General features: G+C 60.5%; 9 protein-coding genes, 2 pseudogenes and 1 other annotated feature. Of the genes and pseudogenes, 3 read left to right on the forward strand and 8 right to left on the reverse strand.

The window, feature by feature from the left end; genetic code table 11:
* Window positions 1-1,019: IS3 family transposase (locus BQ8008_RS00110; protein WP_159086744.1), on the reverse strand; the 1,019-nt coding region annotated here is incomplete at its 3' end.
* A gap of 24 nt (window positions 1,020-1,043) precedes the next feature.
* On the opposite strand from BQ8008_RS00110, the pseudogene BQ8008_RS14040 reads away from it, so the two are divergent.
* Window positions 1,044-2,639, forward strand: a pseudogene (locus tag BQ8008_RS14040) (IS1634 family transposase).
* A 24-nt stretch (window positions 2,640-2,663) separates the two neighbouring features.
* Window positions 2,664-2,778: a sequence feature (AL1L pseudoknot), on the reverse strand.
* Here the strand turns inward: BQ8008_RS14040 and BQ8008_RS00120 are convergent.
* The 5 genes and pseudogenes from BQ8008_RS00120 to BQ8008_RS14050 all read right to left on the reverse strand — a co-directional run.
* Window positions 2,665-3,032: pseudogene (locus BQ8008_RS00120) on the reverse strand (transposase); the annotation flags it as partial. It overlaps the preceding feature by 114 nt.
* A gap of 166 nt (window positions 3,033-3,198) precedes the next feature.
* Complete coding sequence (locus tag BQ8008_RS14045) at window positions 3,199-4,029, reverse strand: alpha/beta hydrolase family protein (RefSeq protein WP_442778203.1); 831 nt, start codon at window positions 4,027-4,029, stop codon at window positions 3,199-3,201.
* 293 nt (window positions 4,030-4,322) lie between these two features.
* Window positions 4,323-5,366: a hypothetical protein gene (locus BQ8008_RS13240; RefSeq protein ID WP_159086746.1), complete on the reverse strand. Its 1,044-nt coding sequence runs from the start codon at window positions 5,364-5,366 to the stop codon at window positions 4,323-4,325.
* A complete protein-coding gene (locus BQ8008_RS00135) occupies window positions 5,363-7,660 on the reverse strand; it encodes an AMP-binding protein (protein WP_159086747.1) in 2,298 nt (765 codons plus the stop codon). Before BQ8008_RS00135 ends, BQ8008_RS13240 begins: the two co-directional genes overlap by 4 nt.
* Before the next feature lie 82 nt (window positions 7,661-7,742).
* The gene (locus tag BQ8008_RS14050; RefSeq protein ID WP_108832291.1) at window positions 7,743-8,021 is read right to left on the reverse strand and encodes an acyl carrier protein; all 279 of its coding nucleotides are present in this window, start codon (window positions 8,019-8,021) and stop codon (window positions 7,743-7,745) included.
* A gap of 124 nt (window positions 8,022-8,145) precedes the next feature.
* On the opposite strand from BQ8008_RS14050, the gene BQ8008_RS00145 reads away from it, so the two are divergent.
* Window positions 8,146-8,919: a thioesterase II family protein gene (locus BQ8008_RS00145; protein ID WP_108832292.1), complete on the forward strand. Its 774-nt coding sequence runs from the start codon at window positions 8,146-8,148 to the stop codon at window positions 8,917-8,919.
* Between the two features lie 3 nt (window positions 8,920-8,922).
* On the opposite strand, the gene BQ8008_RS00150 is transcribed toward BQ8008_RS00145, so the two are convergent.
* Window positions 8,923-10,896, reverse strand: coding sequence for an AMP-binding protein (locus tag BQ8008_RS00150; protein ID WP_108832293.1), 1,974 nt, complete (start codon window positions 10,894-10,896; stop codon window positions 8,923-8,925).
* On the reverse strand, window positions 10,884-11,765 hold the full coding sequence (locus tag BQ8008_RS00155; RefSeq protein WP_108832294.1) for a thioesterase II family protein: 882 nt from the start codon (window positions 11,763-11,765) through the stop codon (window positions 10,884-10,886). Before BQ8008_RS00155 ends, BQ8008_RS00150 begins: the two co-directional genes overlap by 13 nt.
* 63 nt (window positions 11,766-11,828) lie before the next feature.
* On the opposite strand from BQ8008_RS00155, the gene BQ8008_RS00160 reads away from it, so the two are divergent.
* Window positions 11,829-12,989, forward strand: a complete 1,161-nt coding sequence (locus BQ8008_RS00160; protein WP_159086749.1) for an FAD-dependent oxidoreductase — start codon at window positions 11,829-11,831, stop codon at window positions 12,987-12,989.
* Window positions 12,990-13,056: the final 67 nt, after the last annotated feature.

Here is a 13,056-nt window from a genome sequence, read left to right on the forward strand (position 1 = left end):
GTGTCAAGCCCCGGGTTTTGTGGAGGCTGGTTTATCTGGTTGTGGTGGTGGCTGGTTGTGGTTGTTCCTGGCGGTGGGTGTCGGGGGCCCCGGCGGCTTCGTGCTCGGCGGGGGTGCGCATGCCGATGGCGGAATGGGGCCGGGTGGTGCCCGTACCAGTGGACCCACTCGGCGGTGGCGACCTCGACGGCGTCGATGTCCTCCCAGGGTCCCTGGTTACGGATGAGCTCGGCCTTGTACAGCGAGTTGAGCGCCTCAGCCAGAGCGTTGTCATAGGAGTCCCCCTTGGAGCCTACAGAGGCGACCGCATCGGCCTCGGCCAGGGCTGCCCCGTAGCGGATGGCTCGGTACTGCACGCCGCGGTCGGAGTGGTGCACCAGGCCGGTCAGGTCAGCACCGGTTCGTTTTCGTTGCCAAATGGTCATCTGAAGGGCGTCCAGGGCCAGGTCGGTGTACAGGCCGGTGGTGGTCTGCCAGCCGATGATCCGCCGCGAGAACACGTCAGTCACGAAAGCCACATAGACCCACCCCGAGAAGGTACGCACATAGGAGGTGGCACCTCCCGCTTGCGGGGGAATGTCGGCGACCCACAGCTCGTTCGGCCTGAAAGCGCTGAAATGCCTCTTGACGAGGTCGACCGGGCACTGCTCCCGCTGCGCGCTGCGCGTGGTGCGCGGGGACTTGGCGCGTCTGACACCGTGCAGGCCCAGGTCGGCCATCAGCCGCTCGACGGTGCACCGGGCCACGTGACCGGCACCATGACGCTCGGCGACCTCAGGGCGATTGAGCATCACGTGCATCTTGCGGGCCCCAGCACCGAGTAGCTGGTTCTTGTGGACCCTGGATATCTCCGCCTTGAGAGTCTCGTCGCGCAACGACCTGGCTGATGGAGGACGGCTATGGCGGGCGTAGTAGGCACTCGGGGCGATCTTGCCTGACTCGTGATACTTTGGTGGGGTCTGGGTTTTGAGGCGGGTTTTTCGTTGGTATTCCGTGGTGTTGGGGGTGTGCTGGCACACTAAGGGGCCGGTAGGGTGGGGGTGGTGAGCCCGTTTCTGCGTAAGGTCAAGACAGCCTCAGGGGCGACGGCGGTGCAGATCGCGGTCAAGGAAGGGCGCCGGGACAAGGTGATCGAGCACCTGGGATCGGCCCACACTGAGGCCGAGCTGGCTGCTCTGATGGAGATCGGCCGGCACCGCATTGCCCCGGACCAGCTGACCCTGGACCTGACTCCCACGCCACCAGCGGTTTCGGGACTCCTCACGGCCTCAGCCCCGGTCGGCACTGACGCGGTGGTGGCCTCCAAGCACTCCAGGTTGTTGTGGTAGGTCCTGCACGGGGTCTACACCCGTCTGGGGCTGAGGAACGCCACTGGGGGTGATCGGGCCTTTGAGCAGATGGTTCTGGCGCGTCTGATCGAGCCGACATCCAAGGCCCAGGTCCCCCGCGTCCTGGGTGATCTGGGACTAGAGGCGGTCAGCACCAGGACCTTGTTCCGCTCCCTGGGACGCTGCGGGCAGCGGGGCTACCGCGAGAGCCTGTCTGGGGCCCTGTTCGAGCACGTCACCGCCACCAGGGCCTGGCCCTGTGCCTGTATGACGTGACCACCTTGTACTTCGAGGCCGAGCGTGAGGACGACCTGCGCAAGGTCGGTTACTCCAAGGACAGGCGGGTCGACCCCCAGATCATCGTGGGCCTGCTGGTCGACCGTCATGGTTTCCCTCTCCAGGTCGGCTGCTGGGAGGGCAACAAGGCTGAGACCGCCACGATCATCCCCATCGCGGAGGCCTTCCAGGCCGCCCACGGCATCGAGGACCTCATCATCGTCGCTGACGCCGGCATGCTCTCAGCCGCCAACCTGACGGCCCTGGACGACGCGAGGCTGCGGTTCATCGTCGGCGCCCGCACCACCCGGGCCCCAGGCGACCTGGAGGCCCACTTCCACTGGCACGGGGACGCCTTCACTGACGGGCAGGTCATTGACACCATCACCCCCAGGAGGGGCTCGCAGAGCGAGCGGGACAAGAGCCGCAAGGCCGAGCCGGTGTGGGACCCGCACACCCATCCAGGCTCATGGAGAGCGGTATGGGTCTACTCCAAGAAGCGAGCGGCCCGGGACAACCAGACCCTCACAGCTCAGGCCAACCGCGCCCGGGCTGTCATCGCCGGCGAGAAGCGCCCTAAGGGCAGGCGTTTTGTCACCGTCCATCAAGGCGATCAGGTCCTTGATGAGGCCTCCATCGCCAGAGCCCGGTCCCTGGTGGGCCTCAAGGGCTACGTCACCAACATCCCGTCCCGCCTGATGGGCGCCGGCGAGGTCGTCTCCTCCTACCACGAGCTGTGGCACGTCGAGCAGTCCTTCGCCGATGAGCAAGCACGACCTGCGAGCCCGACCGGTCTTCCACCACACCCATGACGCCATCGAGGCCCACCTGACCGTGGTCATGGCCGCCCTGGCCGTCGCCCGCTACCTCCAGGACACCACCGGTATCAGCATCGCCAGGATCGTGCGCGAGCTACGCGGCCTGCAGGAGGTCACCATCAACCTCAACGGCCACCACCTCGCAGCCGCACCACGTCTGACCGACACCGCCAACGACATCCTCACCGCCCTGAGCACCCCACCCCCGGCACACTAACCGTCATGAGTCAGGTCTTGACTCCGGCACTGGTCAGCACCTTGCAGATCGGCTCGACCCCGAGGTCCTGCCGGTTGTCGTCGATGAAGGAGTCGATGACCTCTACCGGCGGTCGAGCTCCGCCTGGGCGAAATACGCACTCGCCTTGCGCAGGATCTCATTGGCCCAACGCAGCTCTCGGACCTCCTTCTCCAGCTCCTTGATCCGGGCCGCCTCATCGGTGGTGGTTCCCGGCCTTAGACCACCATCGACCTGGGCCTTCTTGACCCAGGAGCGCAGAGCCTCGGGATGGACACCCAGCTCCTCGGCGATCCTGCGGATCGCGTCCTTGGCCCGCGCCGGATCCGCCAGCGCCTCCAAGGCCCGTCCTCGTGGCCCGCTCCCGCAGCTCATCGGGGTACTTCTTCTGTCCCATGACAGTGATCCTTCCGTGTCATCACTGCCTCCATCAAACCCGGAGCGATTCACCCAGGACCTGGCGCGCCCTGCACACCGGCTACAGAAGACCACTGGATACCTTCCCGACAAACATCACAGCAATCCTCGGAATCATATTCACCTACACCCCACAAATAAGCTTCATGACCTCTACCCGATAAGGATCTACCAAGTCAAAATGGTTCCCCTCAACAATTAAGAAGCAACAATGATTATTTGGCGCCGTGTCAGAATAGAGTGCGGAGCGCTGTGTCATCCTTAAAAGACTTTCGCTGTACTCATAAGGAACTGTGCAATCGTATCGTCCATGCACCAAAAAGGTCCTCGCTGCAACACGCCGCCCAGAGCAAACCAATTGTGCCGGGTCGATCTTCGCATACATAAGCGGCCGTTCTTGCGGTTCTCCACCAATCCAAGCTTGGATTGCCCCACACCCTAATAAATCCGTTGCCGCGCGAACCGCGTCGCTCACCGCCGCCAATGCGACAACTTCAACCGGGGGCAGGCTATCAAAAGTTGGAGAGAGAGTACGAAGCAGGGCTAGCATACCACCGGCGGAGTGCCCAATAACTCGCGATGGTCCCAGCCCAATGGATCGTAGATGCAATTCTAGGCATCGGAGGTCCTCAACGGAAACAAGTGGACAACTTGGTATTCGCCGATACTCGGCTAACACTACCCGCCAGCCGTGCCTTGATAACGCGCATGCTAGTGGGCGTAGGTGGGTTCGGTCGATGCGAGGTCGGAAGAAACCTCCATGCAAGAGTAAAACTATTGGATGGCCAGGGTCGCCAATCACCTCATATATCTGGTCTGGATGAGGGCCATAGTGTGCAGGCGGGCTCAGTGAGCCGATAGCGGACCCGCTTGAAAGCAGACGGTCCAGCGTTATCCTTTCGCGCTTGGCGGCTGTATGATTGGGCCACTGGTTTGTATCTGATGCCACGTGCACCTCGCTTGCGTGCAAGTAGAACGAATGAATGCATTCACCGAATGGAGGACTTCTTGATCAGCTCGCGGTTTCGCCTATGCTATGTTTCATGTATGCCGACCAACCCTGTGGTAGGTAGGTAAATTAACTTCTGTGTCCTCATCCCAGGCCCCACGCCAGCACCGACGGCGCAATCAGCCTGCACAACAAGACCAAGACCTGCCGTACAAAGGGTCACGCGTGATGCTGATCCTGATGATCCCTTCATTGTGACACACCTGTAGAACATGCGTGAAACGAACCAGTGGAGCCAGTCAGACGATTGGCCATGCCGCAGCACGAGAGGCAGGTGCTCCATCCTCGTTCGTTTCGACAACGTACCCTACGACATCGCCTCGGTCGTTGATGCCATACCCGTACGATCCAGCTCCCATATGTTCGAGCCGTGTTGAATTACCATTGATATCCCAGAGGGCTGCCGAGAACGGGAAACCGGTCGCGTAGGGCAGCAACTCGATACCGACAACGAGGCCAGCATCGTTAACTCTCAGGGCCGCCTGCCCTGGAAATGATCCTGGCTCGGCAGACGGGCTATTCCAGAACACTGCTGTCGGAGGCCTTCCAGGTTCGACCATCCGCCATCCCACGGCGACCATGTCGGCGGTGGCACAAGCATTAACGAACGCGTCATCCGCTCGGAGCAGCGTGGACTCAAGCGTCCCAGGCTTCCAGACAGCTGGAGTGTGTCGCCAATTGAACTCCCCTTCTATAGTGACGAAGCCCCCCGCCACGCGTCCGCTTGCGTCGATAGTATGCCCGAGGGCGATCAGATGGTCTGCTGCATCTTCGGGAACCGGAAGCGGGGTATAGCTCCCCTCCGTGAGGTCGTAGACAAAGGTACCGACTGGCAGTCCGCGAGGCAAATCCCCTGAACTCGGCACTGCCCCTGTCACAAGAACAAGGCCATCCTCATTGACATCGATAGCCTGGCCCATTTTAGCTCCGGGCGGCAGCGCCAGCACCTGCAAACCTCCGTCGCGTGTCCAGACGAAAGGCAGTACCTCCTCGCCGACGACACCCGGCGGCTGCAGCGCCTCCTTAATGCCAATGCCGACGGTGCCGACGACAACTTCAGCATTGCTGACTGCTTCAGCGACAGCTGCCACAGCGTCGGGTACCAAGTCGATGAGGTCGTCGCCTCCAGGCTCCCAAAAAACGGCGCGGCTCCTGCCAGCTAGAACAGAGACTCCAACGGCTGCCCCGGAGTCATTGATCGCGAACGCCTGGCTGCACGACGAGCCGTCGCCACCGTCATCGAGCAGCCGGAATGCGCGCGTAGTCGAGTAGTGGTTATTCATCCTCGTGTCCTCAAGGTCTGGTCGGTCTTCGTACGGAATGGTCGGTTCGGTAAGATGTCCTGAAGTAGTTGCTCCCTGTTAGTCTTTCCTGCGCGAGTCAAGGGAATTGACTCAACCTGAACAATCCGTTCAGGGATCATGTATGTGGGCAGTACGCGGCGCAACTCCTCTTTGACGTGTTGCGGCGTAGCTTTCGGGGTCGCAGGCACGTAAACGCCGACGAGGCTAGGGCCGGTTTTTGTCCCCACCGTGACTACAGTGCCGTCGATCACAGACTCACAGCGCACCAACGCTCTCCGGACTTCCCCCAGTTCGATGCGGTAACCACGCACCTTCACTTGATCGTCCAATCGGCCCCGAAACTGCAACTCTCCTGCTTGTAGCCAGCAAGCACGGTCTCCAGTCCGGTACATTCGCTGACCGGGTACAGCCGCCCACGGGTCAGCGAGGAACGCGGAAGCCGTCAGCCCCGGACGTTCAACGTACCCAAGAGCGACACATTCCCCCGCGATGTAGAGATCTCCCTCAACATCGACTGCGCACGACCGCAGCTTTTCGTCGAGGACGTAGTAGCGTACATTGGTAATCGGCCGCCCGTACGGGATGCTTGGCCACAACGGATCAATGTCTGCGGCGATATGGACGTTAGACCAGACTGTGCATTCGGTGGCCCCACCCATCGCGACGACCGTGCAACTGTCACCAAACCTCTCTCGCGCGCGATTTGGCATGTCAACAGGAATCCAGTCTCCGCTCAGCATTACGACGCGCAGGGTGCCTAGTAATGTGTCGCCGCGGTTGCGCCCCATAGAAAGAATCATCCCGAAAACTCCGGGGGTACTGTCCCAAATGGTGATGCCCTCGTCATGGATTATGTCGAGCAGGAGGTCAGGCTCGGTCACCTCGGCCTCTGAGGCCAGTCGGATACTCGCCCCAGCCGCGAGGATCCCAAATATGTCGTAGACAGAGAGATCGAAGCAGAAAGAGGTCGTATGCAGAATCGTGTCAGTGGGTCCGATGCCGAAGCGTGGATTGAGCCAGTCCACGAGGTTAGTGAGCGATCGATGAGATACTAGGACACCTTTGGGCCCCCCTGTCGAGCCGGAGGTAAAGATTGTGTAGCAGGGATCCTCAGCGATGGGAACAACGCCAGGAGAGCGACCCAGAAGCCGACGCTCGTCTACCACCGCACCGGTATGAACAAGGCCACGTATACGCCTGTAGGCCTCTGTCCGCCCGGGCGCATACCGGACGACGGCGTCATAGCGCTGAGCCAAAGACTCACCAACGCTTCCTGGCTCACGCATGCGAATCTCTACGGACGACACCCCAGGAACGAGCGCGGATAGTTGACGCAGCATAGCTTTCGGGACACCGAGTTGCCCCGGACCGGCATCCTCCACGTCCGGCAGGTCCGCAAGGACGAGGACACCGTCAGGCGCGAGGCGCTCTCTCACGGCAGCGACAACCTCAAGAAGATAGTCCAAACCAGGAAAGAACTGGGCCGTGCTTGCTAGGAGACAGAGATCGTATTCCTTGTCAAGGGCAACAGCAATCTCATGAGCGAAGCACTGCTGGGCATCGATTCCGGAACCGAGCGCAACGCAGCGTTCAACCGAGACACTTGAGGGGTCCGTGGCGGTGTAGCAAGACGCAGTCGGAGCAAGAACCTCCGCGAGCGTCCCCGCACCGGCACCGATCTCCAAGATTCTAGGCTCGCGGGTCGGCTCAACATCATGAACGAGCCTGCAGACATGATTCCGATACTTCTCGAGGTCTAGCGATCCGTCTGTCCCATCCGTCGAGCGCAGGTTGAAACCGGCAGCGCGGGCCGGATCCTCCTCCGCGAGCATCTCGTCAAAGAACCTTGAGAGGCGTTCGCCGTGGAAACTGTCGCGCCAAGCATCAGGCACCGTGATGTCTGGACAGATTATGTGCGATACCGTATCACTCGACCACGATACCGCTTGAGCCAGAGGCAGTGTGCTTCGGTCGGTGATGAGTACCTCGATCTTCCGCACCTCAAGGAGATCGACAAGACGTCGGACGGGCCATGTCGGGTCTAGCGGCACGTAAGCCGCTGCCGATCGGACCACCCCGATGATTGACGTGATCGTGGAAGCGCTGCGCGATCCAAGGATTGCAATGGAAGCCCCGCGTCCAGTTCCGAGATCAGCGAGAAGCGCGGCCAGCGCAACACTGTCCTCAACAAGGGAAGCGAAGGTCACACTCTCGCCAGTTCCGTTCCGGATCGCCAAGGCGTCCGGGTTTCTCTCCGCGACCCTGTCGATCATGGTTAGCACTGTCTTATTGCTCAGGGGGGCGGTAGTGGCGTTCCAATTGGGAACTGGCGCCGATTCCCCAAGGCTGGACCGGCTAGACATTTCGCTGACCTACGGAGATAGACGCCTGGAGGTGCCTGCTTAACCCATTCACAGTGGGATGATCAAAGAAATCCATAAGCGGAATTCGAAGTCCAAGACGCGCTCCCACCCCTGCCAAGATGTCAGCGATGAGTAATGAGTGGCCACCAATGTCGAAGAAGTTATCGTCATCATCAAAGTCGTCAAACAGCAAGGCATCCTCCCAACAGTCCCGGACTGTAGATTGCACGACGGCATTGGTCAGGGCTGCACCAGGGGCTTCCGAGTCCACAAGTCACCTCCAGATAGTCGAGACTTGGCCAGTCTGCCAGCATCTATCCGGCATCGCTATCGAAATCTTTCACACATCAGTCATTGGAGATCCCAACGAAACTATACCGTGACATGGTAGGGTCATGGCGCAACGACACCCTAACACGTGGTTCGTCCGACGCGGAACCGCGAAGGGCACCCGCCCCCTTTACATCTTCCCCCACGCAGGCGCAGGCGCCGCAAGTGTCCACTCGCTCGTAACTGCCCTGGCAAGCTCATTCGACGCATATGCAGTGCGGCTCCCTGGCCGAGAGTCGCGCGTACGGGAGCCGTTTTTTCTCGACCTGAACCTCCTGAGCGCTGAATTGGCGCGTGAGATAGCCGGACACGCCCAAGGTGATCCCCCTGTCCTATATGGCCACTGTGGTGGCGCGACAATCGCTTGGATGACGACTCGACGGCTCCAGGAGGGACACAGCGTGAACGCCGAACTCGCAGTCTCCTCGCACCCCGCTCCCGGGACGAGCCCCCGCAACCCATCATGGATCCTTCCGCGAGAAGCGTTCCTCGCCCAAGTTCGCACGGACGGCTATCTGCCTGAGGGGCTAGTAGAGCACGACGAGATCATGGCGATCTACGAGCCAATCCTGCGGGCTGACTATGAGCTCATAGAGAAGTTCGAGTTGAAAATGAACGCCGAGGCTTCCTCGTTCCCGACCATCCAGGGCGGTGCACTTGGGCTGTACGGTTCGGCGGACACGACGGTGACTCGAAAGCAAATCGAAGCGTGGGCAAGGCTGTGTACTGAGGATGTCGAGGTCATTGAACTCATCGCAGGTCACGACCTCCCGCGGGCCGTCCCACACGCGATCGCCGATGCCTTGGTCCATAGATTCGACCCGGGCTCGGCGATATGACGATCAGGAAGACCCGGATACCCCGTCTACGAAGAGGTCCAATTCAGAAACGACTGGATGTTCGAAGATGTCTCGCGGCCGAATTTTCTTCCCTGTGTACATGGTCAGTTGCCGCGCCAATGTTGCCGCTAGCATGGAGTCGCCGCCGAGGACGAAAAAGTTGTCTGATGGCGCGCAAGACTCAATGCCCAAGATGTCTGCCATGAGCGTAGCCGCTGAGCCCTGTTCATGCGCCGCCTCGTTTGCTGCAGGATCGGGTTCGAGATGTTCCCATGGCAACGGTAATGCCTTGCGGTTGATCTTATCTGCTTGATTTCGAGGCAACCGCGGCAACTGAATCACTGTCGACGGAACCATATGGGCTGGCAGCCGTGCCGCAAGGGAATCACGCAGATCGGTTACGTCGAGCTCGCCTGGCGAAACGACATAACCAACCAGCTGGTACCGCCCGGTAGGCGTCTCGACGGCTTGCACGACGGCCTCATTGATATAGGGGACGGACAGGATGGCAGCCTCGATCTCCGCGAGCTCGACCCTTATGCCGTTGATCTTAACCTGCTCGTCAATTCGGCCGCAGTGTTCGAAGGCACCATCCGCTCTCCGACGGACAAGGTCCCCGGTGTGGTAAATCCGCAGCCCTGGCTCCGTAGCGCTGGGATCGGGGACAAACTTGTCCGCCGTCGCCCGTCCAGACACGTAACCAAGAGCTAACTCGCTACCGCCGACAAGCAGTTCACCGATCTCTCCATCAGGGACGTCCTCTCCCTCTGGCGAGACAATGCGGCAGGTTGCCCCGGGCCAAATCCGACCGATGGGGACTAGGCCATCTCGATCATCGGCGCTTGCAGTATGTGTCGTGATCCGATTCGCCCACGGCACGAGTGCGGATGTCACGATGTTCACTTCGTTGGCTCCATACCAGTTGGCGATCTCAAACTCAAGATCGGGTCGGCCCCACTCGCGAACCCGGTCACTGCCGGTGAGCAGCATCCGCAAACTTGACGGCGGCCAGTCGAGCCGAGCTAGAGCCTCCGCTAGCGGGGCGACAGCAAAACACTGACTGACGCGCTCCCGTCGGATCCATGTCGCGAGAGCCGGGGGATCAGAAGTCAGGCCTGCCGGGGGAATCGACAAATGTGCCCCCGCTACGAGGAAAGGCCAGATGACCACGCTCGCCGAGACATTGGTATGCGGAGGGAAGAGCCAAGCACCGCGCTCGTGCGCAGAGATACGGTGGCATTCGATCTGCGTAAGTGCCGCATGTGTCCACGTACGGTGAGGAACCCGGACGAGCTTTGGAACCCCAGTGGAGCCTGAGGTTTGCACGAGGCAAGCGGTGTGCTCGGGACCAATCTCTACCCTTCCTTCCGAGACAACCTTGGCCGCACCCGTAAGCGGGTCACCAAGCCGAGTTACATCAAGAACATCTAGCCCCTGGCTGACCCGGATGTCGTATGCCCCCTCCGGCTCAACACAAAGCAACGGCTCAGAATCGCGGACGAACTTAGCCAACCACTCGGGAGGCCCCTCAGGGTCTAGAAGAAGGCTGGCAGCTCCGATACGCGAGATGGCTATAAGCGTGACGATAGTCGCCACCGAACGTGGCATCCGTACGGCCACGGCCGATCCGGGTCTGGCGCCGCGCTCCACGAGCTCACTGGCTAGCCCGATGGAGTGAGAAACGAGCTCCTTATAGGTGAGGGAGGCCTCGTCATCGGAGACGGCAGGAGCCGCAGGTGTCCGCTTCGCAACCAGGTCAATGCGCTCGTGAATTGGCTGGAAATCATAGGGAGGGCTGCTTACGGCCGGTGGGGTTGTTGGCCAGACCATGTCAATATAGTCCAAACACGCCTCACGGGAGCCTTCAAAATCCACCTTGCGCCAACCGGCCGGCATCACGCAAGATAGTGGCCACGTAGAGTATTGGCTGCGGTCGTTGATGACGACGACATGTGTAGACAAAACTAGATCCTCCAATCTTGAAGCTTGTTCTTCAGCTCACCCACAATGGTAGACACCAGTTGGGAGGCGTCGTCAAAGGCATGAAAATGGTCACCCTCGACTCTCCGTAGTTCAAACGATCCGGTAGTGACCTCGGCCCAGTCATCCAGGCTCTCGACATCGACGACGGGATCAGCGGAAGCCTGGTAGCAGAGCACTGGGCATTGAAGCTGCGGCAGCGCCACATCCGGCTGGTAACGAGCGTGCAACCCGAGGTCCGAGCGCAGGATAGGGGCCAGCACATCACGCAATTCAGGACTCTCGACGATCTGGGTGTCGATTCCCCCAAGCCCGGCAAGGGTCGCCCAAAATTCCTCATCAGGTGCGGAATGCAAAGTGCGGTGGAGCATCACTCCGGGAGGCGAGCACGACGATACAACCAGCATACGGGGAGCCAGCCCAAGCGTGCTGAGCCGGACAGCGGCCTCGTACGCCACAATGCCCCCGAGGCTGTGCCCGAGGAGGACTATGTCACCCAAGCCAAGCGTCGACATCTCCTCAGCTACCGCAACTCCGATATCGCGGACACTGCAGGCGAAAGCCTCGGCGTAACGGTCACCACGACCAGGATACTGGACGCCCCACAGCCCCACGTCTTTCGACAACTTGGCATTCCACGGCGCGAAGACTTGAGCCGAACCACCTGAGAACGGGAAGCAGACAAGGTTGGTGTTGGCAGTGGTCGATGCGCCGAGGCTCCGCAGCCACGGTTTTGCTGGCAAAAGTCCCTCCGAGATCTGAGTTGGGCAAGGTACGACACCAAGCCCTTGCATACCGATTGTCTTGCCCTTCTTCAAGCAGGAAGCGGAGATAGACAGATCCTCGAAAGAACTCTCGTCCTTCATCGGGTAGCCCTGGCAAGAATGAAATGAACGGCAGTCGCGAATCTGCGTACTAGGGAGGAAACCGTGAAAGCACTCGTGGTCGGTGGAGGCATCGCTGGTCTGGGAACAGCGCTCGCACTCGCCGATGACGGCTGGGAAGTCGAGGTCCTTGAGAAGTCTCCAAGCCTACGGGCCAGTGGTTACATGATGAACATCCTGGGCCCAGGGTTCGCGGCGGCCGAGACGCTAGGACTCGTCCCTTGGCTGCGAGACAAGGAACTGGGCACTTTTACAACCCACCTGGTGGACAGGGAAGGGCGACGCCGAGTGACAATGCCCGCATCGTTCGCCGAGGGCGCCCGAGGCAGTCGGTCTCTTTCATTGTTCCGGGGAGATCTTGAGCAAGCGTTATTCCAGGCCGCCTCTCAACGCGTCAACATTCGCTTCGGGATGGGCATCGCAACAGTCGCGTCCTCTTCCAAGGGAACGATTGCTACGCTCACCGACGGCGCGACCGTCTTCGTTGACCTTCTTGTCGGTGCCGATGGGCTCAACTCAACGGTGCGCTCGCTCACCTTCGGCGACGGCTACCGAGTGGACAAGCCATACGTCCTCGCTGCCTGCAAGTTGCCTGCTAGCCCGTCAACGCTTCCGGCGGAGAGCGCGACGACATTCATTGACCCGGGCCGTACTATGGGCATCGTAAACCTCAGCCGTGATAAAGCATGCGCGTTCTTCACATACCGCTGCGAGGACCCAGACGCCGAGCTCGACGCTGGGGTCGTGGCGTCTCTCCAGAAGCACTTCGCCGATGTCCAAGGCGGTGCACCGGAGGTCCTCAGCCAGATTGCCGAGTCTCCCTCGACAGTTTACTTCGATCGAGTCAGTCAGGTTGTCATGCCACGCTGGAGCAAAGGGACTGTAGTGCTCGTCGGAGACGCCGCCTGGTGTACTTCCCTCTTCGCTGGTTACGGTGGTTCGCTGGCCCTCCATGGTGCTCAAACGTTGCGAGAATACCTGTCTGGCAGTAGAGCGGCCGCCGAACTTTCTGCTCGACTGGACGCATGGGAGAAGGCGCTACGCCCGGTGGTGGAAAAGCGGCAGAAGGAGTTCAAACAGAGCGAGCGGTACTTCTCTCCCACTAACAGGGCTGCGATTCGACTGAATGAGCTTACGTTACGCGCAATGCTCTTGCCAGGTATCAGCACACTGGTGCAACGTTCCATCCAGCGCAAGAAGTTCTAACATATTCACTGCCGCAGGCATCCCCTCGGGTTCAGCACGTCCGAGTACATACCACGCGGGAAGAAGG

Origin of the sequence: Actinomyces sp. Marseille-P3109 (assembly GCF_900323545.1) — a bacterium.
In the GTDB taxonomy this organism is placed as follows: domain Bacteria; phylum Actinomycetota; class Actinomycetes; order Actinomycetales; family Actinomycetaceae; genus Actinomyces.

Coding starts and splice junctions, on each gene's coding strand:
- BQ8008_RS00135 (WP_159086747.1), bottom strand. CDS start 7,660: ATGATCGACAGGGTCGCGGAGAGAAACCCGGACGCCTTGGCGATCCGG.
- BQ8008_RS13240 (WP_159086746.1), bottom strand. CDS start 5,366: ATGAATAACCACTACTCGACTACGCGCGCATTCCGGCTGCTCGATGAC.
- BQ8008_RS00145 (WP_108832292.1), top strand. CDS start 8,146: ATGGCGCAACGACACCCTAACACGTGGTTCGTCCGACGCGGAACCGCG.
- BQ8008_RS00155 (WP_108832294.1), bottom strand. CDS start 11,765: ATGAAGGACGAGAGTTCTTTCGAGGATCTGTCTATCTCCGCTTCCTGC.